Origin of the sequence: Streptomyces canarius (assembly GCF_014650735.1) — a bacterium.
In the GTDB taxonomy this organism is placed as follows: domain Bacteria; phylum Actinomycetota; class Actinomycetes; order Streptomycetales; family Streptomycetaceae; genus Streptomyces; species Streptomyces olivaceoviridis.
Genome location: NZ_BMVN01000012.1, coordinates 104,146 through 127,413, shown reverse-complemented (window position 1 = coordinate 127,413; position 23,268 = coordinate 104,146). Strand labels below are relative to the sequence as shown.

The 23,268-nt window shown below is 73.4% G+C and carries 21 protein-coding genes and 1 pseudogene; 10 read left to right on the top strand and 12 right to left on the bottom strand.

Annotated features, from left to right (window positions below; translation table 11 throughout):
• Positions 1-77: 77 nt before the first annotated feature.
• Positions 78-352 (top strand): annotated as a pseudogene (locus IE294_RS19190) (substrate-binding domain-containing protein); the annotation flags it as partial.
• 312 nt (positions 353-664) lie between these two features.
• On the opposite strand, the gene IE294_RS19185 reads toward IE294_RS19190, so the two are convergent.
• Positions 665-1,633: a hypothetical protein gene (locus IE294_RS19185; protein WP_189887654.1), complete on the bottom strand. Its 969-nt coding sequence runs from the start codon at positions 1,631-1,633 to the stop codon at positions 665-667.
• A 369-nt stretch (positions 1,634-2,002) separates the two neighbouring features.
• On the opposite strand from IE294_RS19185, the gene IE294_RS19180 reads away from it, so the two are divergent.
• A complete protein-coding gene (locus tag IE294_RS19180; protein ID WP_014676807.1) occupies positions 2,003-2,440 on the top strand; it encodes a Fur family transcriptional regulator in 438 nt (145 codons plus the stop codon).
• Between the two features lie 34 nt (positions 2,441-2,474).
• Positions 2,475-4,700 (top strand): catalase/peroxidase HPI, encoded by a 2,226-nt coding sequence (katG, locus tag IE294_RS19175; protein WP_189887652.1) that lies wholly within the window; start codon positions 2,475-2,477, stop codon positions 4,698-4,700.
• Positions 4,701-4,799: 99 nt separating this feature from the next.
• Here katG and IE294_RS19170 read toward each other — a convergent pair whose 3' ends face one another.
• Positions 4,800-5,366, bottom strand: a complete 567-nt coding sequence (locus IE294_RS19170; RefSeq protein WP_189887650.1) for a GlcG/HbpS family heme-binding protein — start codon at positions 5,364-5,366, stop codon at positions 4,800-4,802.
• Between the two features lie 242 nt (positions 5,367-5,608).
• On the opposite strand from IE294_RS19170, the gene IE294_RS19165 reads away from it, so the two are divergent.
• On the top strand, positions 5,609-6,760 hold the full coding sequence (locus IE294_RS19165; protein WP_229917231.1) for a sensor histidine kinase: 1,152 nt from the start codon (positions 5,609-5,611) through the stop codon (positions 6,758-6,760).
• A complete protein-coding gene (locus IE294_RS19160; RefSeq protein ID WP_058083298.1) occupies positions 6,757-7,410 on the top strand; it encodes a response regulator in 654 nt (217 codons plus the stop codon). The genes IE294_RS19165 and IE294_RS19160 overlap by 4 nt, the downstream gene beginning before the upstream one ends.
• 152 nt (positions 7,411-7,562) lie before the next feature.
• Here IE294_RS19160 and IE294_RS19155 read toward each other — a convergent pair whose 3' ends face one another.
• Both IE294_RS19155 and IE294_RS19150 read right to left on the bottom strand, forming a co-directional pair.
• The gene (locus IE294_RS19155; RefSeq protein WP_229917222.1) at positions 7,563-8,690 is read right to left on the bottom strand and encodes a serine hydrolase; all 1,128 of its coding nucleotides are present in this window, start codon (positions 8,688-8,690) and stop codon (positions 7,563-7,565) included.
• Positions 8,691-8,713: 23 nt separating this feature from the next.
• Positions 8,714-9,691 carry a LysR family transcriptional regulator gene (locus tag IE294_RS19150; RefSeq protein WP_189887648.1) on the bottom strand — a complete coding sequence of 326 codons (978 nt, stop codon included), beginning with the start codon at positions 9,689-9,691 and terminating at the stop codon, positions 8,714-8,716.
• A 179-nt stretch (positions 9,692-9,870) separates the two neighbouring features.
• On the opposite strand from IE294_RS19150, the gene bla reads away from it, so the two are divergent.
• Both bla and IE294_RS19140 read left to right on the top strand, forming a co-directional pair.
• Positions 9,871-10,800, top strand: coding sequence for a class A beta-lactamase (gene bla / locus IE294_RS19145; RefSeq protein ID WP_189887646.1), 930 nt, complete (start codon positions 9,871-9,873; stop codon positions 10,798-10,800).
• Positions 10,801-11,007: 207 nt separating this feature from the next.
• A complete protein-coding gene (locus tag IE294_RS19140; RefSeq protein WP_189887644.1) occupies positions 11,008-12,576 on the top strand; it encodes a right-handed parallel beta-helix repeat-containing protein in 1,569 nt (522 codons plus the stop codon).
• Positions 12,577-12,612: 36 nt separating this feature from the next.
• Here IE294_RS19140 and IE294_RS19135 read toward each other — a convergent pair whose 3' ends face one another.
• The 4 genes from IE294_RS19135 to IE294_RS19120 form a co-directional block, all read right to left on the bottom strand.
• Positions 12,613-13,335: a hypothetical protein gene (locus tag IE294_RS19135; protein WP_229917221.1), complete on the bottom strand. Its 723-nt coding sequence runs from the start codon at positions 13,333-13,335 to the stop codon at positions 12,613-12,615.
• A 77-nt stretch (positions 13,336-13,412) separates the two neighbouring features.
• On the bottom strand, positions 13,413-13,814 hold the full coding sequence (locus IE294_RS19130) for a VOC family protein (protein ID WP_189887641.1): 402 nt from the start codon (positions 13,812-13,814) through the stop codon (positions 13,413-13,415).
• An 85-nt stretch (positions 13,815-13,899) separates the two neighbouring features.
• Positions 13,900-15,486: an amidohydrolase gene (locus IE294_RS19125; protein WP_189887639.1), complete on the bottom strand. Its 1,587-nt coding sequence runs from the start codon at positions 15,484-15,486 to the stop codon at positions 13,900-13,902.
• A 17-nt stretch (positions 15,487-15,503) separates the two neighbouring features.
• The gene (locus tag IE294_RS19120; RefSeq protein WP_189887637.1) at positions 15,504-16,973 is read right to left on the bottom strand and encodes an APC family permease; all 1,470 of its coding nucleotides are present in this window, start codon (positions 16,971-16,973) and stop codon (positions 15,504-15,506) included.
• A 268-nt stretch (positions 16,974-17,241) separates the two neighbouring features.
• Here IE294_RS19120 and IE294_RS19115 point away from each other — a divergent pair, with 268 nt between their 5' ends.
• From IE294_RS19115 to IE294_RS19105, 3 genes are all read left to right on the top strand, one after another.
• Positions 17,242-17,862 carry a TetR/AcrR family transcriptional regulator gene (locus IE294_RS19115; protein ID WP_189887635.1) on the top strand — a complete coding sequence of 207 codons (621 nt, stop codon included), beginning with the start codon at positions 17,242-17,244 and terminating at the stop codon, positions 17,860-17,862.
• Positions 17,863-18,178: 316 nt separating this feature from the next.
• Entirely contained in the window at positions 18,179-18,361 is a 183-nt protein-coding gene (locus tag IE294_RS19110; RefSeq protein ID WP_014676820.1) for a hypothetical protein, read from the top strand.
• A gap of 79 nt (positions 18,362-18,440) precedes the next feature.
• The gene (locus tag IE294_RS19105; protein WP_189887633.1) at positions 18,441-19,331 is read left to right on the top strand and encodes an SDR family oxidoreductase; all 891 of its coding nucleotides are present in this window, start codon (positions 18,441-18,443) and stop codon (positions 19,329-19,331) included.
• Positions 19,332-19,355: 24 nt separating this feature from the next.
• Here the strand turns inward: IE294_RS19105 and IE294_RS19100 are convergent, their stop codons facing one another.
• The 4 genes from IE294_RS19100 to IE294_RS19085 form a co-directional block, all read right to left on the bottom strand.
• Positions 19,356-20,405 carry an aminoglycoside phosphotransferase family protein gene (locus IE294_RS19100; protein WP_189887631.1) on the bottom strand — a complete coding sequence of 350 codons (1,050 nt, stop codon included), beginning with the start codon at positions 20,403-20,405 and terminating at the stop codon, positions 19,356-19,358.
• Between the two features lie 142 nt (positions 20,406-20,547).
• A complete protein-coding gene (locus IE294_RS19095) occupies positions 20,548-21,147 on the bottom strand; it encodes a 2'-5' RNA ligase family protein (RefSeq protein ID WP_189887629.1) in 600 nt (199 codons plus the stop codon).
• The gene (locus IE294_RS19090) at positions 21,144-22,427 is read right to left on the bottom strand and encodes a SpoIIE family protein phosphatase (RefSeq protein ID WP_373315832.1); all 1,284 of its coding nucleotides are present in this window, start codon (positions 22,425-22,427) and stop codon (positions 21,144-21,146) included. The genes IE294_RS19095 and IE294_RS19090 overlap by 4 nt, the downstream gene beginning before the upstream one ends.
• Positions 22,427-23,230, bottom strand: coding sequence for an alpha/beta fold hydrolase (locus IE294_RS19085; protein WP_189887627.1), 804 nt, complete (start codon positions 23,228-23,230; stop codon positions 22,427-22,429). The genes IE294_RS19090 and IE294_RS19085 overlap by 1 nt, the downstream gene beginning before the upstream one ends.
• Positions 23,231-23,268: the final 38 nt, after the last annotated feature.

Below are 23,268 nucleotides of genomic sequence, written 5' to 3'. Positions count from 1 at the left end.
CCGGACGGGTCAGCCGGCCGGCTCCTTGCCGATCCGCTCCGGCATGAACGCCGATGCACCGCAGCCCGGAGGACCCCATGGACGGCGGGCGCAGCCCCGGCTCGGCCGAGCGGCGCCGCGCCTACCGGGCCGCGATGCGCCGGCACGGGCTGCGCGACGGGCAGCGCGTCATCGCAGGCGGCCACACCGAGCGGTCCGGTACCGAGGCGGGCCGGCTGCTGCTCGCCGAACGGGACGCGGGTACGCCGCTGCCGGCGGCCGTCCTCGCCGGCAACGACCGCAGCGCCATGGGCCTGTTGATGGCGCTGACCCGGGCGGGGTGGAGGTGCCCCGCGACCTCTCCGTCGTCGGGCCGCAACCGTACGACTCTGCTGGGAGGTGGAGCCGGGGAAGGGGCAAATCGGGCAGGATCGATGGTCTGACGGTTCCTCATGTCCCAGTCATCTGACAGGACATCAAAAGCTCTGCTCGGCGCACTGGTTACGTGTCTCGCGAGGTGACCTCTCGCTGTCGTGGCGGGTCTCGCCCTCGCGCCGGGCGGTGCCGCGGCGTCGGCCTCCGCCGCTCCGGCGGCAGCCCACTGCACCGTTGAGGACCACGGGGCCACGGAGGCTACGGCGGCCATGGCCACGGCGGATGTGGTCATGGCCGAGGGAGCGCGCCGTCAGCCGCGAGAACCCGCACCCGTGGTGGGCCGCTCCAGTCGCGCGGCGGCCTTCTCGGCCCGGCGCCGGGCCTCCCGGACGGCGCGGCCGGTCCGCCGCTCCCGGTCCCGCGCGTCCCGCTCGGCGGCCCGGGCCCGCTGCTGCTCCTGCTCGGCGTCCCGCAGCCGCTCCCGCAGCTCACGGACCCGCTCCTCCACACCGGCCAGCCGTGCGCCGGCCTCCTCCACCGCCCGCGCGGCGGTGTCGGCCTCCTCCTCGTGTGCGCGCAGGTCCCGCTCGGCCTCGCGGGCCTCGGCGAGGCGTCGGCGTCGTTCCTCGGCCTCCTGAGCCTTGGCCTCCCGGGCCGTCTCCTCCCGGGCCTTGGCCTCCCGGGCCGTCTCCTCCCGGGCCGTGGCCTCCTGCCGGCCCTCGTCTTCCTCTTCCTCACGGCCCCCGCCCCGGGCATGCTGCTCCGGTTCGGGAGTGGGGCGGTGGGCGAGCAGGGCCTCGTCGGCCGCCGGGAACCCGATCATCGAGCTGAGCGGCTTCACCAGCCGGCCCGCCGCCCACTCCCGCGCGGCCTCCGGATCGGCGAGCGCGGCGTGCAGGGTTCCCTCGACCTCGCGCTGGACGCCCTCGCCCACCGGATGCCCCGCCTGCGCGGCCAGCTGCCGGGCCTGTCGTCCCAGCGCGCCGATCACCTCGTTCCGCCGGCGGGCCAGCCTGCGCAGCTGTGTTCCGTTCAGCTCGCGGTGCGCGCGGCGCAGCTCCTCGCCGAGGCCGAGCAGCGGCTGGACCTCTTCCGGCTGCCGGCGCACCAGCAGATTGCTGACCCAGGCGGCCAGGCTCGGCCGCCGCAACGCGCCGATCTCGTTGGCGAGGGCCTGGTCACCGGCCTTGCGGGCGTCCCGGACCCGGCGGTCGCGGGCCGCCACGAACTCCTCCGGCCGCAGCCCGTACAGCTCGTCGGCGACGGCGTCCAGGTCCATGAGCGTCCCTCTCGACGGCCACCTCGATGACGGGCTCCGGGTTTCTCGCTCGGGCCGGTCCATGTGCTCTGCGGGCTCATCTGCTGTGCCACGTGCACCGGCGGGTGTGCGGCGTGCGCACCGAGTCACCGGTTCGCAGGACCGCCCGGCTCGCCGCGCGGATCGCGCCCATTCGGGGCAGCATGATGCGGGAACGCCCGGGACCGGCCTCCGGCTGACCGGGAAGGTGTATGCATGTGCAAACGTCCGGCGTGTGGTGCGGCGGGCGGAAGGTGGGCGGGGAAGTGGACGTGGGGCGACGACAGACGGCCAAAATTGGACTATTCGTTTTCTTGAATCCCTCGTGTTTTTGAGGATAGGTTCGGCCGCATGACCGCCTCCCCGACCCCGACCACCGCCGAGGAGCTCCGCGGTGCCGGCCTGCGCGTGACGGCAGCCCGCGTCGCGCTGCTGGAGACCGTCCGGGACGGCGACCACCTCGGCGTCGAGGCGATCGCCTCCGGAGTCCGCGATCGCGTAGGCCACATCTCCCTGCAAGCCGTCTACGAGGCTCTTCACGCGCTGACCGCGGCGGGTCTCGTCCGCCGTATCGAGCCGGCCGGCCACCCGGCCCGGTACGAGGGGCGCGTGGGCGACAATCACCACCACGTCGTGTGCCGGTCCTGCGGCGCCGTCGCCGACGTCGACTGTGCCGTCGGCGACGCGCCCTGCCTGACCGCCGCGGACGACCACGGCTTCACCATCGACGAGGCCGAGGTCGTGTACTGGGGCCTGTGCCCCGACTGTTCCACCGGCCGCAGTTCCTGAGCACCGAGTTCCGCACAGTTCGGAAGGAATTTCCATGACTGAGAACCATGACGCGATCGTCACAGACGCGAAGTCGGAGGAGGGGAGCGGCGGTTGCCCCGTCGCGCACGACCGGGCCCTGTACCCGGCCCAGGGTGGTGGCAACCGCCAGTGGTGGCCGGAGCGGCTCAACCTGAAGATCCTGGCGAAGAACCCGGCCGTGGCGAACCCGCTCGACGAGGACTTCGACTACGCCGAGGCCTTCGAGTCGCTCGACCTCGCGGCCGTGAAACGTGACATCGCCGAGGTGCTCACGACGTCGCAGGACTGGTGGCCCGCCGACTTCGGCAACTACGGCCCGCTGATGATCCGTATGGCCTGGCACAGCGCCGGCACCTACCGCATCAGTGACGGCCGCGGTGGCGCCGGGGCCGGCCAGCAGCGCTTCGCCCCGCTCAACAGCTGGCCGGACAACGGCAACCTCGACAAGGCCCGCCGTCTGCTGTGGCCGGTCAAGAAGAAGTACGGCCAGAGCATCTCCTGGGCCGACCTGCTGATCCTCACCGGCAACGTCGCCCTGGAGACCATGGGCTTCAAGACCTTCGGCTTCGGCGGCGGCCGAGCGGACGTCTGGGAGGCGGAGGAGGACGTCTACTGGGGTCCCGAGACCACCTGGCTGGACGACAAGCGCTACACCGGCGACCGCGAGCTGGAGAACCCGCTCGCCGCCGTGCAGATGGGCCTGATCTACGTCAACCCCGAGGGCCCGAACGGCAACCCGGACCCGATCGCCGCGGCCCGCGACATCCGTGAGACGTTCCGCCGCATGGCGATGAACGACGAGGAGACCGTCGCCCTGATCGCCGGCGGCCACACCTTCGGCAAGACCCACGGCGCCGGTCCCGCCGACAACGTCGGCCCCGACCCCGAGGCCGCCTCGCTGGAGGACCAGGGCCTGGGCTGGAAGAGCACCTACGGCACCGGCAAGGGCGGGGACGCCATCACCTCCGGCCTGGAGGTCACCTGGACCAGCACCCCGACCCAGTGGAGCAACGGGTTCTTCAAGAACCTGTTCGAGTTCGAGTACGAGCTGGAGCAGAGCCCGGCCGGCGCCCACCAGTGGGTGGCCAAGAACGCTCCCGAGATCATCCCCGACGCGCACGACCCGTCGAAGAAGCACCGCCCGCGGATGCTGACCACCGACCTGTCGCTGCGCTTCGACCCGATCTACGAGCCGATCTCCCGCCGGTTCTACGAGAACCCGGACGAGTTCGCGGACGCCTTCGCCCGCGCCTGGTACAAGCTCACCCACCGCGACATGGGCCCGAAGTCGCTGTACCTCGGCCCGGAGGTCCCGCAGGAGACGCTGCCGTGGCAGGACCCGCTGCCGGAGCGCGAGGGCGAGCTGATCGACGACGCGGACATCGCGACCCTGAAGACCAAGCTGCTCGAATCGGGCCTGTCCGTGTCCCAGCTGGTCACCACCGCGTGGGCGTCCGCCTCGACGTTCCGCGCCAGCGACAAGCGCGGCGGCGCCAACGGCGCCCGCATCCGCCTCGCCCCGCAGCGCGCCTGGGAGGTCAACGACCCCGACCAGCTGGCCCAGGTGCTGCGCACCCTGGAGAACGTCCAGCAGGAGTTCAACGCCTCCTCCGGCGCCAAGAAGGTCTCCCTGGCCGACCTCATCGTCCTCGGCGGTGCCGCCGCCGTGGAGAAGGCCGCCAAGGAAGCCGGCTACGAGATCCAGGTGCCGTTCACGGCGGGCCGTGTCGACGCGACCGAGGAGCAGACCGACGCCGAGTCCTTCGAGGCGCTGGAGCCGACCGCGGACGGCTTCCGCAACTACCTCGGCAAGGGCAACCGCGTGCCGGCCGAGTACCTGCTCCTCGACAGGGCGAACCTGCTGGGCCTGAGCGCCCCGGAGATGACCGTCCTCGTCGGCGGTCTGCGCGTCCTCGGCGCCAACCACCAGCAGTCGCAGCTCGGCGTCCTCACCCCGACGCCCGGCGTCCTCACCAACGACTTCTTCGTCAACCTGCTCGACATGGGTACGGCGTGGAAGGCGACCTCCGAGGACCAGACCACGTTCGAGGGCCGCGACGCCGCCACCGGCGAGGTGAAGTGGGCCGGCAGCCGCGCCGACCTCGTCTTCGGCTCCAACTCCGAGCTGCGCGCGCTCGCCGAGGTGTACGCCAGCGACGACGCGAAGGAGAAGTTCGTCAAGGACTTCGTCGCCGCCTGGAACAAGGTCATGGACGCGGACCGCTTCGACCTCGTCTGACCGACCGGTTCCACCACGCCCGACCCGTCGAACAGCACGTCCGGGTCCGCCCCCGTCGGGCGGACCCGGACGTCCTGCTGTCCGGCGGGACCGGGCGTGTCAGTGGCCCAGCGCCGCCGCGCCCGCCCGCGCGTACCGCTCGTCCAGGTCGCCCGACGGAGCGCCCGCGACGCCGATGCCCGCGACCGGGGCGCCCTTGGCGGTCACCGGCGTGCCGCCCGCGAGGAACAGCGTGCCCGGGATGTCCTTCAGGGTCGGCGCCTGGGCCAGCCGCCCGGTCAGCTCGGAGGTCGGCGCGTTCCAGGACACCGCGGTGAACGCCTTGCGCTCGGCGGACACGTACGACTGCGGACCCGCCCCGTCTCCGCGCAGCATGACCAGCGTGTTGCCGTTCCGGTCGACGACGGCCACGGACACGTGCCGGCCGTCCTTCTCGGCCGCATCGATCGCGGCGCGCGCCGCCTTCGTCGCGGCGTCCAGGGTGAGGTGCGTGCTCTGGGTCAGCTCTCCGCCGCGGGCCGTGACGGGAGCGGCGGCGGGCGTGGCGTCCGTGGAGTCGGCGGCGTTGGCGGCCACCGTGCCGACCACACCGGCGCCGGCGACGGCCAGGGCGGCGCCGCCCACGAGAACGCGGGCACGCAGGGACGGCTTCTTACGGCTGGGCATGCTGAGGAACCTTCCGGTAGGGGCTGGGCCGGGGGCGGAGTCGCTCCCGGAACCGATCCTCGACCCGGTGCCGGCCGGGTTCCGTCGCCGGACCGGATGTCCTGGGGGTCATCCGATCGGATGACCCCGGAGGTTGGGGGGCGTGGGCACAATGGAGGGTGTTTGCCCAGTTCAGCGCGGAGAGCGAGGTGCTCGCGGTGGCCGTACCCGAGCGCGACGACACCCGTGCCCTCACCATCGTCATGCACACGGCGTTCTTCGTGCTGCTGTCCGCGTCCGCCGCCCGCTACCTGGCCCGGCACGCCGACGGACCGCACACCCCCTGGGTGATCGCCCTGTCCGCGCTGCTGGCCGCGCTCTACGTCCTCGGCCCCGCCCTCGGCACCCGGCCCACCCCGCGCCGCCTCACCTGGCTCGGCCTGGTCGTCGCCGCCTGGGCGCTCCTCGTCGTCCTCGCCCCGAGCTTCGCCTGGTGCGCGGTCCCGCTCTTCTACACCGGCCTGCGCACCCTCCCGCCGCGCACCGCGATCCCGCTGGTCGCGCTCCTCACCGCGCTCGCGGTGGCCACCCAGCTCGGCCTGGCCGGCTGGCCCGACCCGAACGTGCTCCTGGCACCGCCCGCGGTGGCCGCCGTGGCCACCACCGTGTTCGTCGTCATGCAGCGTCAGGCGGCGCGTCAGGACGCCCTGATCGACGACCTGGTCCGCACCCGGCGCGAACTCGCCGCCACCGAACGTCGCGAGGGCACCCTCGCCGAACGCGAACGGCTCGCCCGGGAGATCCACGACACCCTCGCCCAGGGCCTGTCGAGCCAGCGCATGCTGCTCCAGGCGGCCGACCGTCTCTGGGACACCGCGCCCGGCACCGCCCGCGACCACGTCCGTACGGCGGCGGCGATCGCCGAGCGCAGCCTCGCCGAGGCCCGCCGCTTCGTCCACGACCTGACCCCGGCCGACCTGGCCGAGGGCGGCGGCCTGCTCCAGGCCCTGCGCGCGGTCGCCGAGCGCGAGACGACACCCGCGCTCACCGTCCGCGTCCACACCGAGGGCAGCCCGCCCGTCCCGCTGCCCGCCCCCGTGGAGTCGGCACTGCTGCGCATCGCCCAGGGCGCCCTCGCCAACGTCCGCGAACACGCGGCGGCCACCACCGCCACCCTCACCCTGACCTGCCTGGACGACCAGATCGTCCTCGACGTCACGGACGACGGCCGCGGCTTCGACCCGCGCACCCCGCGCACCCCGTCCGCCCCCGGAGCCGCCCCGGCCGACGCACGCGGCCACGGCCTGCCCGCCATCCGCGCCCGCCTGAGCCAGCTGGGCGGCACCCTCACGATCGAGTCGGCGCCCGGCGAGGGCACCGCGCTGTCGGCGGCGATCCCGTTGGAGCCGAGATGACCCACACCCCCGAGACGGCCGCACCGGCACCGGTGCGCATCCTCGTCTGCGACGACCACGCCGTCGTACGCGCCGGACTGCTGGCGCTCCTGCACAGCGCCCCGGACATCGAGGTCGTCGGCGAGGCCGGCAGCGGTGAGGAGGCGCTCGCCCTGGCGCGCAAGACCGCCCCGGACGTCGTGCTCATGGATCTCCAACTGGGCGAGGGCATCGACGGCGTCGAGACCACCCGCCGACTGCGCGCCGAGCCGTCCGCCCCGCACGTCCTGGTCCTCACCACGTACGATACCGACGCCGACGTGACCCGTGCCGTCGACGCGGGCGCCACCGGCTACCTGCTGAAGGCCGAGCGCGCCGAGGACCTGTTCACGGCGATCCACGCCGCCGCCCAGGGCCGCCCGGCCCTATCGCCCCCGGTCGCCGACCGTGTCATGTCCCGTCTCCGCAACCCGCGCCCCACCCTGACACCCCGCGAACTGGACATCCTCACCCACCTCTCGCGAGGTCTCTCCAACCACGCCATCGCCCGCGCCCTCTACATCAGCGAGGCCACGGTGAAGACGCACCTGCGGCGCATCTACGACAAGCTCGGCGTGGACACGAGGGCGGGCGCGGTGGCGGTGGCGAAGGAACAACGGCTGCTGCCCTGACCGGTGCCACGGAACGCCGGTCAGGACGACGCCCGCCGGGGGCGCGGTGCGGTGTCCCTGTGCGGCTCCGCCGCGCGGGAGCGGCCGGCCACCGGAAACCCGCAGCCGTGCGGTGACTCTCCCGTCCGGTGGCGCCGGCGCGCGACAGCCCCCTACTTCCGCAACGCCTCGAACGCCTCCCGCCCCGCCACCCCGATCGCGAGGTCGATGTCCGGAGCCAGCCCCGCCCGCCGCCCGGCCCGGGTCAGCGCGGCGATCGCCACCCGCTCCCCGGACTCCGCCTCGACGACCCCGATCTCGTGCCGGAGATGCAGGAACGTGCCCGTCTTCCCGCTCCACCGCAGCGTGTCCGTCCGCAACTCGCTCGCCAGCCGCTGCGTGAACACCTGGAGCCCCATCAGCCGGCGCAGCTCCGCCGTCGCCCCGGGACCGGCGATGCCGTCGCACCACACGCGCTCCAGCAGGCCGACGAGCGCCGCGGCCGAGCCGGCGTTGGCATGAGCCGGGTCCAGGGTCTCGATGGTGTGCCGGCCCGCCCCCTCGTCCCGGACGGCCAGCTCCAGCGCCAGGGAGAAGTCGTTGCCGGCGGCACCGGCGGCGCACTCGTACAGGTGGTTCATCCGGTGCCGCATCCGGATCCCGTCGCAGCCCCAGGCGCGCAGCCGCGCGTCGACGTCCGCCACCGGCACCAGGTCCAGCAGCGCGTCCGCGGCGGCGTTGTCGCTCACCGACAGCATGAGCGCGAGCAGGTCGCCGACGGCCACGGTGGCCGGGTACCGGAAGGCGGCGAGCCCGGTGGGGCCGACGCTGCTGGTGCCGGGATCCACCGTGACCGGGTGCGCGGGGTCGAGGTCCCCGTGCGCGATCCGGTCCAGCACGACCAGGGCGAGCGGGACCTTCACCACCGACGCCAGGGGAGTCGACTCCTCGATGTCGAAACCGAGTTGCTCACCGGTGCCGAGGTCACGGGCGAGGAAGGAGCCACGGACGCCGAGCGCCGCCCAGTCCGCGGCGATGCCCTCGGCGACATCGAGCAGGGCCCGGTCGTCGCCGACGTACACCGGCCGGTGCGCCGGTGCCGCGCTGCTCGGTGAGCGGCGTGCGGTACTCATCGGCGAGCCGCCCGTCGTGCCGTCCGTCGTGCCGTCCGGCACGGCGCCCGCCGGGGAGCCGCCCGCCGTGTCTCTCCCGGTGAGCTGCCCACCGAGTTCCTCGGCGAGCCGTCTGCCGTGTTCATCCGCGAGTCCCTTCCCCCACTCGTCCCCGAGCCCTTCCCCCACTCATCCGCAAGCCCCCGCCCCGCTCACCCGCGAGCCGCCAGCCGCGCGCGAGCGTCCTCGGGGCCGACCCCCGCCCCCGGCCCCCCACGCCGGGCTGGCGTCGCGTCCACGGCCGACGCCAGCAGCGTGGCCAGCCAGCCCGGTACGGCTCCCGCGCTGTCGCGGCCCCGGGCGGCGCTCACGTCGTACCCCCGGTGCAGGGCGGGGTCGGCGAGGGGTCTCCAATGGGCCCCGTGCTGCCGCGCGAACGGCTCGGTGCACAGCAGCAGCGCGCTCCCCGCGAGCGTCTCGGCGAGCGCGGTGGCCGCCGGTCCGGCCGGCCGGATCCGGCTCTCGGGCAGTCCGGCGCGCGCGGCCGCCCGATACAACCGTTCCTCGAAGTACGGCACTTGGTCCTCCGTCAGGAGCAGCAGGGGCGGTGGTGCGACGGGTCCGGCGGCGCGACCGCGGCGTGGCCGTAGCTCTTCGAGGTGGACCGTACGCCGCGCGGCCCCGCCCCCGCTGCCCTCCGGCACCGGCGCGGACGCCAGCCCCAACGGCACCCGGAACGCGGCCCCTTCCGGAGGTTCGCGCACCAGCGCGTACCCGAGCGAGCCGTCGGCCAGCCCGGAAGCCCGCTCCAGGGGCGGCAGTTCCCGCATGCCGAGGGTGATCCCGTGCTCGGTGCCGGCGCGGAGGGCCCGGGCCAGCGCGGCGGGCGCGCAGTCCGCGGGCACACCGACGGCGCACACCCGGGACCGCCGGGCCGAGCGGGCGACCTGCCGCAGCCGCTGGGCCCGGTCCAGCACGTCCCGGGCGTACGGGAGCAGCAGCAGGCCCAGCTCGGTGGTCGCGATCTGCCGCCGCGACCGGTCGAAGAGCGAGCCACCGAAGTGTGCCTCCAGCGTCTTGATACGACGGCTGAGCAGCGGCTGGGCGATTCCGAGCCGGTCGGCCGCCCGGGAGAAGCTCGCCTCGTCGGCCGTCGCCACGTACGCCTCCAGGTGTGCCAGGAGATCCACCCTGCATTCATATCAATACGGTATGGGATCTTCAAAGTTCCCTCTTGGACATGAGTGGCCTCCCGCTGTTTCGCTGTCCCCGTCGACGGCCGCCGGTGAAGACCGACGCCGGAGTGAACCCCGCCGACCGACCCCGCCGACCGACCCCGATGACGGGCCGACCTGGGAGGACCTCACCCATGACCGATCTCGACCGCCGCACCCGACTGCCGCGCCGCCGCCTGATCAAGGCCGGCCTCGCGCTCACCGGCGCCGCCGTGACCACCACCGCCCTCTCCGCGCCCGCCGCCTCCGCGAGCCCGGACGCCGCATCGCGCGCCGGACGAGCCGAGCTGGCCGATCTGGAGCGACGCCACGGTGCCCGGCTCGGCGTGTACGCGCGCAACGTCCGTACCGGGCGGACCGTGTCCCACCGGGCGGGGGAGCGGTTCCCGATGTGCTCCACGTTCAAGGCGTTCGCCGCGGCGGCGGTCCTGAGCGACCGGGCCGGGTGCGCGCCGCTGGACCGGGTGGTGCACTACCCGCCGCACGACCTCCTGCCCAACTCCCCGCGCACGGAGGAGAACCTGGCGACCGGCATGACCGTGGCCGGCCTCTGTGCGGCGGCGATCCAGTACAGCGACAACGCGGCCGGCAACCTGCTGCTGCGGGAGCTGGGCGGCCCGGCCGGACTCACCCGCTTCTACCGGTCGCTCGGCGACGAGGTGAGCCGGCTCGACCGGTGGGAGCCGGAGCTGAACACCGCGATCCCCGGGGACCCGCGCGACACGACCACCCCGGAGGCGATCGCCGCGAGTCTGGAGCGCGTCACCCTGGGCCGGGCGCTGGCCCGCGCCGACCGCGAGCGGTTCGTCGGCTGGCTGAAGGGCAACACCACGAGCTCGGCACGGTTCCGCAAGGGGCTGCCGAAGGAGTGGGCCGTGGCGGACAAGACCGGTACCGGCGACTACGCGACCGCCAACGACATCGGCGTGGCCTGGACGACCCGGCGGACCCCGGTCGTGCTGGCGGTGCTGTCCGGCAAGGCCACCCCGGACGCCCCGGTGGACGAGGCGCTGATCGCCGACGCGGCGGCCGTCGTGGCCCGCACCCTCGCCCCCGGCGAGTAACTCGGGGCAGCAGCCCGGGAATTCACTTACCTGAATATGCATCATGTACGCGGCTGTTGACGCGTCCATGACGTTTCCCTGCCGTCGGGAAGGTCCAGGGGCAAGCGCTTTCCGTCATCGTTCACCATGCCATGACCGGTCGGCCGGTTCATCCCCCTGGACCACTCGCATCCGCACAGCCGAGCCAACCCGCAGGGAGACACACCGATGCACCCGAGATCAGCCCTCGCATGCGCCGGTCTGCTCGCCGGCGCGCTCGTCGCGCTGCCCGGCATCACGGCCGAGGCCGCCACAACCCGGTACGAGGCCGAGAGTTCCACCGCGGTCTGCACCGGCACCGTCGACTCCGACTGGACCGGCTACTCCGGCAACGGGTTCTGCAACGGCACCAACACCTCCGGCGCGTACGCCCAGTTCACCATGGACGCCGCCAGTGCGGGCACCGCCACCCTGGGCATCCGCTTCGCCAACGGGACGGCCGGCGCACGGCCCGCCACCGTCGCGGTCAACGGCACGACGGCCACCACCGCGTCGTTCGAGGCCGTCGGCGCCTGGACCACCTGGACGACCAAGACGCTCACCGTGCCGGTCAAGGCGGGCAGCAACACGATCCGGCTCACCCCCACCACCGCCGACGGCCTGCCCAACCTCGACTACCTCGACGCCGACGTGGCCACGGCCGCCACCGGAACCGTCCTCTACGTGTCACCGGCCGGCACCGACGGCGCGGCCGGCACGGAGTCCGCCCCCACCACCCTCACCTCGGCCATCAGCCGGATCACCCCCGGCGGCACGATCTACCTGCGCGGCGGGACGTACACGTACTCCTCCACGATCACCATCCCGGCCGGCAGAAACGGCACATCCGGTGCCCGCACGACGCTGTCCGCCTACCCGGGCGAGAAGCCGGTGCTGAACTTCTCGGCGCAGAGCGAGAGTCCGTCCAACCGGGGCCTCCATCTGTTCGCCGAATACTGGCGGCTGTACGGCCTCACGGTCGAGCACGCCGGCGACAACGGGATCTACGTCGGCGGCAGCAACAACGTCGTGGAGCGCGTGGTGACCGCCTACAACCGCGACACCGGGCTCCAGCTCGGCCGGATCGCCTCCACCACCCCCAGGCCCCAGTGGCCGTCGAACAACCTGATCGTCAGCTCCGAGTCGCACGACAACGCCGACTCCGGCGGCGAGGACGCCGACGGATTCGCCGCGAAGCTCACCACCGGCACCGGCAACGTCTTCCGCTACGACGTCTCCCACCACAACATCGACGACGGCTGGGACCTGTACACCAAGACCGACACCGGCGCCATCGGCCCGGTGACCATCGAGTACTCCCTGTCCTACAACAACGGCACGCTGAGCGACGGCACCGTCAACTCCAACGGCGACCGCAACGGCTACAAGCTCGGCGGCGACGACATCGCCGTGAACCACGTCGTCCAGCACAGCATCGCCTACAAGAACGGGCACCACGGGTTCACCTACAACAGCAACCCCGGCACGATGACGATCTCCAGCAACGTCGGCATCGACAACGCCCAGCGCAACTTCTCCTTCGACGCGGGCACTTCGGTGTTCCGGACGAACACCTCCTGCCGCTTCGCCGTCAGCGGTTCCAACGACAAGACCATCGGGAACGCCGACGGCTCCAACCAGTTCTGGACCGGCACCAACGGCTCCCGCTGCGCCTCGTACGCGGGCGCCCTCGGCTGGTCCTTCGCCTCCGACGGCCGCCTGGCGGTGACCTTCGGCGGCAGCGTCGTGACGCCGTAGCCACTGCTCCACGGTGAGGGAACGCGGGAGCGCCGCTCAGCCGACGAGGTCGCCGGGGGACACCGGATGGACCTCCAGGTCCGCCGCGGCCAGCAGGTCGGCGATCAGCTCCGGCGAACCGCCGACGTACGTGCTCACCAGATCCACGTCTCCGCCCACGATCCAGGCGCGGTCCTGCGGCCACCACAGGTCGGGGAGCTCGGCGAACTCGTCCAGCGTCACGGGGGAGACGGCGTCGGCCAGCGGGCCGGCCAGCAGGACCTCGTCCCGGCCCGGCGTCCCGAACGTGGCGAACCGGCCCCAGTCCCAGCGGCCGTACCCGCACCACAGCCCGAACCAGCACCGGTCCGGGGTCCCCGTGTGCCGGGCCAGGACGGGCAGCAGCGCCCGTGCCACGTCCGGCGGGGTCGGCCCCTGTCCGGGGTGCTCGTCCCACACGCCGGGCAGGCCGTGGTCGGAGCGGTCGACGTGGTCCTGGTCCGCCCCGATCACCTCGTGCCAGCGGGTGACCGGAGTGACGCGCGTGCCGTGGGCGGCGGCCACCGTCGACCAGCGCACCGGCCGCTCGTCCAGCTGGGCCGGGTGCAGGATCCGTGCGTAGGCGGCGAAACCCGGCGCGGCGACGCCCGCCACCGTGCCGAGCGCGCCCAGTTCCGATCGGGTCAGCCAGTCGGCGGGGGAGAGGTCGCCGGCCCGCACCCGCAGCCGGCCGTACCACTGCGGAGCGGGGTCCTGGTCGACCAGGGGGTAGTCGTTCACTTCCACAGTGTGCCGTGCCACCATCCGCAGCGGCCGACCGGGCGGGCCGGGGCCCGGGCCCCGGCCCGCCCGCCCGCTCAGGACCCGGACGGCTGCGGGTGGCTGCCGTAGGGGCGGGTGATGATCTCCATGCCGTGTCCGGCCGGATCCATGAAGTACACGCCCCGGCCGCCGTGGTGGTGGTTGATCTCGCCCGGCTGCCGTCCGTGCGGGTCGGCGTAGTAGGTGAGGCCGGCCTGCCGGATGCGGGCGAAGGCCGCGTCGAACTCCTCGTCGGAGACGAGGAAGGCGTAGTGCTGCATGACGATCGACTCCGCCGGGATGGTGGCGAAGTCCAGGGTCACCCCGTTGCCCGTGGCGACCGGGACGAACGGGCCCCATTCGGGGCCGGCCTCCAGCCCCAGGATGTGGGCCAGGAACGCGGCGGACTCCCGGTTGTCCCGGGCGTGGACGATGGTGTGGTTCAACTCGACTGACATGAGTGGAATGCCTCCGAGGGCAATCTCACGGGCACCTCCATGCCTCACCCGGTCGGTGACCGGCACGCGATGCCGTACGACGATCTTACAGACCCGGTGCCGACGGGTCCCGGTGCGCCACATACCCCCCGGTCACCGTCAACACCACCGGCGCGTCCGTGAGTTCGTCGGCGGACGCCCGCACGGGGTCCACGGACAGCGCGGTGAGGTCGGCGCGGCGGCCGGGCGCGATCCGGCCCGCGACATCGGCCTCGCCGACGGCGGTGGCCGCATGGCTGGTGCAGCCCTCCAGTGCCTGCACCGCCGTGAGGCCCGGCCGGTGCGCGGCCATGCCCTTGGGCCGGCGGGCCGTCGCCAGTACGGCCCGCACGTCGTAGTGCGCGATGGGCCAGTCCGAGCCGAGGGCCACCGTGGCCCCGGCCTCCCGCAGGTCCCGCAGCCGCCAGGCACGGGCCGCCCGGTCACCGCCCAGCCGGCGCGACCACTCGTCGGTGGCGTCGTCACGGGTGTAGCCGGTGTGCGGCGGTTGCAGGGAGGCCGCGACCCCCAACTCGGCGAACCTGGGCAGGAGTTCGTCGGGTGCCGTTTCGATGTGCTCGATCCGGTGCGCGCCGTGCCCGCTCGGGCCCAGCGAGGCCACGGTGTCCAGGACGTGCCGGACGGCGGCGTCCCCGATGGCGTGCGTGGCCGTGCGGACACCGGCCGCGTGCAGGGTGCGCACCGCCTCGGCGTACGCGTGCGGGTCCGGCCAGAACGCGTCGGTGCCCTGGCCGTGGCAGTCCGGGTGCTCCAGCCAGGCGGTGCCGCCCTCCACGGTGCCGTCCATGAAGAACTTCACCCCGCCGACCACCCAGTGCCGGCCGCCCCTGCCCTGCGCCTCGACCAGCTCCCGCAGGGCATCGGCGTCCGCGCCCGGCATGCACCAGGGCGCGAACCGCAGCCGCACCGGCAGCACCGTCTCCCGCGCCACCGCCGCCACCAGGTCCAGGTCGCCGCCGTCCATCACATGTGCGCCGGTCAGCCCGGTCGCGGCCATGGCGGACAGCAACTCCACCAGCCGGGCCCGCCGTTCGGCGTACGAGGGCCGGGGGACGACGTCCGCCACCAGGTCCATCGCCGCGTGCTCCACCAGATGCCCGGTGGGCCGGCCGGACGCGTCGCACACCACCTGGGCCCGCTGGTCGAAGGCGCGCGGACCGGTCACCCCGGCGGCGGCCAGCGCCGCCTCGTCGGCGAGGGCGGAGTGGCCGTCGTACAGGCGCAGGAAGGCGGGGGCGCCGTCCAGGACGTCCGCCACCAGTTCGTGGTGGACCGGGCGGCCCTCGAAGGCGTTGTGGTCCAGGCCGTAGCCCACCACCCAGCCGTCCACCCGCTCGGCCCCGGCGAGTGCCGCGCGCAGTCCGGCCAGGTCCGTCACCCCCGACAGGTCGGTGCCGGTCGCCATGTCGAGCCCCCACACGGGGTGGCTGTGGGCGTCGACGAGGCCCGGCACCAGGTGCGCGCCGTGCAGGTCGACGACCTCCGTGCCGGGGCCGCGCCAGTCCCGTACGTCGTCCGCCGTCCCCACCGCGGTGATCACTCCGTCGTGCAGGGCGACGGCCGTGGCGGTGGGGCGGGCCGGGTCGAGCGTGCGCACCTGGGCACCGGCGAGAATCAGATCGGCAGCGGGCATGCCAGGAACTCCCTTGTTCACGAGGACTGTTCGGTGGTCTCGGTGCCGAACGTCGCGTAGACGTCCGGGCGGCTGCGGCGCAGCCACCACGCCAGCGGCAGGCCGAGGGCGAAGACGGCGGGGGCCACGGCGACGAGCAGCACGTTCACGGCCGGGGACGCGGCGGTGAACAGGTCGATGTGGCTCACCACCAGCGCGATCGCGGTCGCCAGCAGGACGGTGGCGAGGACCGGCGCCACCACCGTGCGCACGACGCCCTCCGTGTGGCGGATCCGCCGGAACCAGCAGGGCACGGCGATCGCGGCGAGCAGTTGGAGCAGCAACAGGCCGATCATCCCCGGGGTGTTCACCCACAGCAGCAACTGCTGGTACGGGTCGGCTCCGGCGGCCCGGAACGCGAGGACGACCAGCGCGCCGAGAACGGTCTGGGCGACGCCGGCGACGTACGGGGAGCGGTGCCGCGGGTGGATGCGGCCGAGCCGGCGGGGCAACACGCCCTCCTCGGCCAGGGCGAGGGCGTAGCGGTTGATCGCGTTGTGGAAGGCGAGCAGGGACGCGATGACGCTGGTGACGATGAAGACGTGCATCAGATCGGCGGCCCAGCCGCCCACATAGGTGGTGATCGCGGTGAAGAAGAGTCCCGCCGGGTCCTTGCCCGCCGCCTGTACGACCTGCGCGTCGCCGAACGCCTGGACGGCGACCCAGACGACGAACGCATAGAACAGGCCCAGGAATCCGACGGCCGCGTACGTGGCACGCGGGATCGTGCGCTCGGGGTCGCGGGCCTCGCGGCGGTAGATGACCGTCGACTCGAACCCGGTGAACGCCGCGAAGGCGAAGGCGAGGACGGCGGCCGTGCCGGGCACGAACACGTGCGCCGGGGCCAGCGAGGCGAGGGACAGCCCGTGGGCGCCGCCCTTCAGCAGGACCCCGCCGGCGAGCAGGACGAGTATGCCGGTCTCGGCGACGAGCAGCACGCCCAGCACCTTGGCACCGAAGTCGATCGAACGGAAACCGCCGTAGCCGATCAGCAGCAGGCCGGCCAGCGACACCGGCAGCCAGGGCACGTCGGAGCCGAACAGGGAGTGCACGGTGTCGCGGGTGGTGGTGGCGAGGAGGCCGTAGACGCCGATCTCCATGCCGTTGTAGCCGACCAGGGCCAGCAGGGCGGCGCCGATGCCGACCGGCCGGCCGAGGCCCCGGGTGATGTAGGCGTAGAAGGCGCCGCCGTCGGTGACATGGCGGCTCATGGTGGTGAAGCCCACGGCGAAGACGGCGAGGGTCAGCCCGGCCAGCAGATAGCCGACGGGCGCGCCGATGCCGCCCAGCAGGATGGCGAGCGGGGCGACCCCGGCCATGACCGTCAGGGGGGCGGCGGCGGAGACGACGAAGAAGGCGATGTCGGAGGTGCCGAGGGAGCCGGACCGGAGGCCGGGCGCGCCGGACGACGCGTCCTCCTCCGGGAGTTCGGCGGTGGTCACGGACATACGGGCGGGCCCTTCTGGCGGCGGAGGGGGAGGGGATCGGCGGTGGTGGGGCAGCCGGGTGCGCGGGCACCGGCGGGCGGGGCCGGGGGTGGGCCGTCCGGACGGGTGTGTTCCGGGAGCACGAGGGGGTGGCGGGCACCCGGAGCGGGAGCCCGGAGGGATGGCGGGCACCCGGAGCCGTAAACCTAAAGGCTTTCGGTTTCGGCAATGTAACCTGCCGTTGGGCATCCGGGAAGACCTCGAAACGACATCAGGGGGATCGCTGACCATGGGACGGCCGCGCACACCGCTCCTCGACCGCGAGCGCATCACCACCACGGCGCTCCGGCTGATCGACGAGACCGGTGACTTCAGCGTCCCGGGGATCGCCCGCCGGCTCGGCGCGCAGACCGGATCGGTGTACCACCACGTGGACGGCCGGGACGGCATCGTGGAACTGCTGCGCGAACGCGTCTGCGCGGCGATCGACCCGGCCACGCTGGAGCTGACCCCGTGGGACGCTGCCGTCGAGGCCTGGGCGCGGTCCTACCGGGCCGCGTTCGCCGCCCACCCCCGGGCGATCCCGCTGCTGATGACCTCGCCCGTCCGTGCGCCCAGGGTCCTGGAGCAGTACGAGCGCGCGGTGGGCGTGCTGCTCGCCGCCGGCTTCGAGCAGGCGGAGATCATGCCGCTGGTCATCGCCCTGGAGAACCTGGTGCTGGGCTCGGCCCTCGACATGGCCGCCCCCGAGACGATGTGGGAGCTGACGGACCGCGTGCCGACGCCTCGCCTCGCGGAGGCGCTCGCGGCGGTCGGCGACGGCCGCGCCGACCGGGCCTTCGAGGTGGGCCTCACCGCGTTCCTGAACCACGCGCGGGCGCTTCGCGCGGAGCGGGGGCGGGGGCGGTAGGGGCGGCTTCGGGCTCCGTGCCCGGGTGCGTCGTGGTCGTGGTCACCAGCGCGGCCACTGCCACCCGGCAGGATGTGGCGCCGGTGCGCGCGGTACGCAGCCGAGCGGGGCCGGCCGTTCTGTGAGGGGAGCGGCTGCACCGGCGTACCGGGCCGCCTGGGGCAACGAGGAAGCGGAACTTCGGCTTCGGCCCGCCGGGGTGAGAGGGCGCGGCGCGAGTTTCCCAGTACCGGCAGTAACATGATCACCTTGTTCCGGGTGTACCAGTCAGTCAACTCGGTGCCGTCCCCGCGACGCGCCCTGCCCGGAGAAGTCCATGTCTTCTGTCAACGACGCGTTGGAAGACGCGCGCCTCACCTACGAGCAGCACATGCGGACCTGCCGCCAGTGCCACGCCGACGCCGCGCCCTGTGCCGTGGCGAAGCACCTCCTGCGGATGTACAACCTCGCCCGCAGGGACCGGATGCGCGCCGGCGGGCCGGACACGTCCACGGCCTGACCTGCGCGGAACGCTTTTCACCCGGCGCCAGGAGGGAACCCGGTGGCCTGTCCCGTCCCCCGAGGCACAGGAGGCCACCGTGACGGACCAGCAGGGTGATCGTCCGAACCCGGTCACACAGCACGCCCGCCCCGACTTCCCCTCCCAGGACCAGCCGCACCCGGGCTGGACCGGCCCGATGGACCCGCCGCCCGACCACGGCGAGGAGTCCTACCACGGCGCCGGCCGTCTCGACGGCCGCAAGACCGTGATCACGGGAGGGGACTCCGGTATCGGCCGGGCGGTCGCGATCGCCTTCGCCCGCGAGGGCGCCGACGTGCTCTTCACCTACCTCGCCGACGAGGAGGAGGACGCCCGCGAGACGTCCCGGCTGGTGGAGGACGCGGGACGCAAGGCGGTCGCCGTGTCCTGCGACATCCGCGACGAGGACAACTGCCGGTCGCTGATCGACCGGGCGGTCGCCGAGTTCGGTCGTATCGACGTCCTCGTGAACAACGCCGCCTACCAGATGTCCCAGCCCGAGGGCATCGAGTCGATCAGCACCGAGCAGTTCGACCGGGTGATGCGGACGAACCTCTACGGGATGTTCTGGCTGACCAAGTTCGCCCTGCCGCACATCCCGGCCGGCGGCTGCGTCATCAACTCCACGTCGGTCCAGGCGTACAAGCCCAGCCCGCACCTGCTGGACTACGCGATGACCAAGGGCGCGATCGTCACCTTCACCCAGGGGCTGGCCCAGATGCTCGCCGAACGCGGCATCCGCGTCAACGCCGTCGCGCCGGGACCCGTGTGGACCCCGCTCATCCCGGCGACCATGCCCGACACGGCGGAGTTCGGCAAGCAGAGCCCGCTCGGCCGCCCGGCCCAGCCCGCCGAACTGGCCCCCGCCTACGTGTATCTCGCCTCGCCCCAGGCGAGCTTCATCACCGCCGAGATCCTCAACGCGACCGGCGGCACCCCGCTGCGCTGACCCGCCCCCCGCCGCGAAGAGCGTTCAGCAGGCCCTGAACGGCGGCTCGGCCAGGAGCTCCAGCAGCCACGCGGCGCTCTCCGCGGCCCCCGGCTCGGGGCCGCCGGCGGTACCGGGGAACATGCGGCCCCAGGAGGCGGCCCGGCCCAGCGCACTCAGCCGCCAGGCGAGTTCCGCCGCGCGCCGCAGCTCCGCCGCCGTGCGGCCGGCGCCCGTCCACTGCTCCAGATAGGCGTCGAGCAGCCGGGGCAGCACCTGCGGCCCGTAGCGGTCGCAGGCCCGCTCGACGGGGACGCGCAGGCTGCAAAACGGGTGGGAGACGGCCGCGTCGCCCCAGTCGAAGAAGGTGAACCGGCCCGGTGCCGGCCGGAACAGCTGGCCGTCGTGCAGGTCGGCGTGGTCAAGCGTGTCCGCGATGCCGACGGAGGCGAGTTCGGCACACCAGTGCGCGACCCGGGGCCGCAGGCGCTCCAGCCGGGCCCGCTCGTCCGGGGCCAGCGCGGAGTTCACGGCCAGCAGCCTGTCGAACACCTCGGGCAGGCCGGGGGTCCGGGCGGCGGGCACACCGAGCCGCTCGATCGCGGACGCGTGCGGGACCAGGGCGTGCTGCATGCGCGCGTACTGGCGCAGCAGGGCTTCCCAGTCGCGCGGCCCGACCGGCTCCCGGTCCAGCACGGTCCGGAACAGATCACCGCCGTCGGGGAGCAGTGTCCAGCCGCGCTCGGCGTCGACGGCCAGCGGGCGCAGCACATGGTACGGCACCCAGCGGGCCAGCGCGTCGGCCAGCGGCCCCTCGAACGCGCTGGCCCGCGGATTCGCCTTGAACCAGACGGCGGCCTGCCCGGCGCGGGCCGCCGGCTCCCCTGCGTCCCGCCGCCCACCGACCGGCACCCGGACCAGCACCGACCACGGACGCAGCCGTACCCCCAGGGCGCCCTCGGCGCGCAGGCCGTGGGCGGTGAGGTGACCGGCCACCCAGTCGAGGGCCGCGGCACGCCAGGCCCCCTGCTCCCACGGCGTCACCGCGTCCGGGTAGCGCCCCCGGTCCACCACCGTCGCGTCGTTCGCTCGCATCGCCCCATCCCAGCATCGTGCCGGACGGTCCGGCCAGCGGATTTCCGCCCTCGCCGTCGCCCCTCGGGATGCTCCGGAGGACCAGCCGAGGGTGATCAGGTCGCCACCGGCTGGGGCGGCTGCCAGGGCCTGTTCCGGTCCCTCAGTACTCCTGCGTCCGGTGCACCTCGCCCGTGCCCAGGGTGATCACGGCGCGGGGGCGCATGGGACCGTCGTCGCGCCGGGAGAGAAGGACGACCTCCTCGACCACCGCCGTCAGCGTGCCGAGTCGCACGGCACACTCGGCGGCGAGGCGGTTCGGGTCCCGGGTGCGGCCGAGGGACAGATGCGGGGTGAAACGCTCGCCGCGTCCCTGACACAGCGGGAACCCCAGCCGCAGTTCCCGGTGCAGACGGGCCCAGGGCGCCGGGTCGACCGCGGCCGGGTCGAGCCACACCGTGGCGTAGTGCCGGTGCCGGAAGGCGCGCACCCCGGCCAGGCGCGCCCCGAACGCCGTACTCCGTGCCGCACCGGCGGAGAGCAGCGGCAGGGCCCGCTCGAACTCCTCCTCCGGTACGAAGCCGAACAGCAGGTTCACGTGCGGCGGCCACCGCCGCACCTGCGGATCGTGCTCCCAGCGGATCTCCTGGATCGCCGGCCAGAGCTCCGGCGGCGGCAGCCACGCCACCGCGGTCCGCGGCGTCGGCGCCACCCTGAGCGCGTCCGCCGGCTCGGCCCCGCCGGAAGCCGCGTACCCGTTCACCTGGTCAGGGTCCCGGACTGGGCGGTGCCGGAGTGACGCGGGCGCCCGAGGGCGAGGAGGGCCGTGTCGTCGTCCAGTCCGTCGCCGAAGCTGACGAGCAGGCGGATGAGGGCGTCGATCACGGTGCGCGGGTCCGCGGGGGCGAGCTCGGTGGCGAACGACTGAAGCGCGTCGTAGCCGTACAGGCCGCTCTTCTCTCCCGTGCGCGCCTCGGTGAGGCCGTCGGTGTAGAGCAACAGCGTGTCGCCGCGGTGGAGAGCGGTGCGGATCGTCGTGAAGGAGGCGTCGGGGAAGGCCCCGACCAGCAGTCCGCCAGGCGTCGGCAGGTACTCGGCCCGGCCGTCCGCCCGCAGCAGCAGCGCGGGCGGGTGGCCGCCGGAGGCCAGGAGGACGCGGACGCTCCGCCCTGTGGATTCCAGGGTGCCGAAGACGGCGGTGCAGTAGCGGGGGTCCCCGCCGCCGTAGCGTTCGAGCAGTGCCGAGTTGAGGGTGGACAGGACGGCTTCGGGACCGAGCCCGTGCAAGGCCGCGGTGCGCAGGGTGTAGCGGACGAGGGAGGTCGCCGCCGCGGCCTTCGGTCCCTTTCCGCAGATGTCCCCGAGGAAGAACGCGAAGCGGTCGTCGCCGAGGGGGAACAGGTCGTAGAAGTCGCCGCCCAGCTGGATCGGGGAGGCCATGTGGTAGTAGGCGGCGGTCTGCACGCCGGGCACCACCGGAAGACCGGCCGGGAGCAGGCTCTGCTGGAGTACGGCCAGTGCCTCGCGCAGCTGCTCGCGGTCGGCCTCCGCCTGGTGGCGGGCCTCCTCGGCCGCGCGGCGGGCGCGCAGCAGCTCGGTCTCGTAGGCACGCCGGTCGGTGGCGTCGAAGACGGTCGTGCGGATCAGCAGGGGACGGCCGTCGGTGCCGCGCTTCACGGCCGATGTGATCAGCACCGGAAGCCGGGACCCGTCTGCGACCTTCATCTCCAGCGCTATGCCGCCCACATGACCCTGCATGCCCAGGAGCGGTGCGTAGTGGGTCTCGTGGTACAGCTTGCCGCCCACGGTCAGCAGGTCGGCGAAGTGCCGGCGGTACACGACCTCCTCCCGGGAGAGGCCGAGCCAGCCCAGCAGCGTCTTGTTGACCTTGACGATCGTGCCGTCCATCAGGGTCGACAGGTAACCGCAGGGGGCGGATTCGTACAGCTCCTCCGTGCTGTCCTCCAGCAGGGCGGTGACGTCCGTGCCGATGCGCGGCCACGCCTCCCCGGGGGGTGGAGGAGCCGGGCCGGAGCCGGACATCAGTCCAGCTCTTCCACGAAGGCGGTGATCGCCCGGGTGGTGGCTTCGGGAGCGCTCAGTTGCGGGCAGTGGCCGGTGGCGGCCAGCGTGATCAGGCGGCTGCCGGCAACGGCGGCGTGGACGTAGGCTCCGACCTCCCTGGGCGCGATGACGTCCTGCTCGCATTCGAGGACCAGGGTGGGGACGGTCACCGTCTTCAGGTCCTGCCGGCTGTCGGACAGGAACGTGGTGCGTGCGAAGACGCGCGCGATGTCCGGGTCGGTGGCGCAGAAGCTGTGGGTCAGCTCCGCACTCAGTTCCGGCCGGTCGGGGTTGCCCATGATCACCGGGGCCATGGCCGCGGACCAGCCGAGGTAGTTGGCTTCCAGCGAGTCCAGCAGTTCGTGGATGTCCGCCGCGGTGAAGCCGCCGCGGTAGTCCTCCTCGTCGATGTAGGAGGGGGAGGGGCACACCATGACCAAGGAGCCGATCCGGTCCGGTACCGCCGCGGCGGCCAGGACGCCGACCATGGCGCTGACCGAGTGGCCCACGAACACGGCGTCCCGCAGGTCCAGCTCCGCGCAGACGTCCACCACGTCCTGGGCGTAACCGTCCAGGGTCGCGTAGCGCTCCTCCTGCCAGGCGGCCAGGTCGGAGCGGCCGGAGCCGACGTAGTCGAACAGCACCAGGCGGAAGTGCCGCGCCAGGCCGGGAGTCACAAGGCGCCACAGGTTCTGGTCGCAGCCGAAGCCGTGCGCGAGGATCATGGTCCGACCGGACTCCTGCCCGATGATCCGGACGTTGTTCCTGCGGAGGATGCCCATGTCCCCATCCTCCCACGTCAGCGGTCGGACGGGCCGCC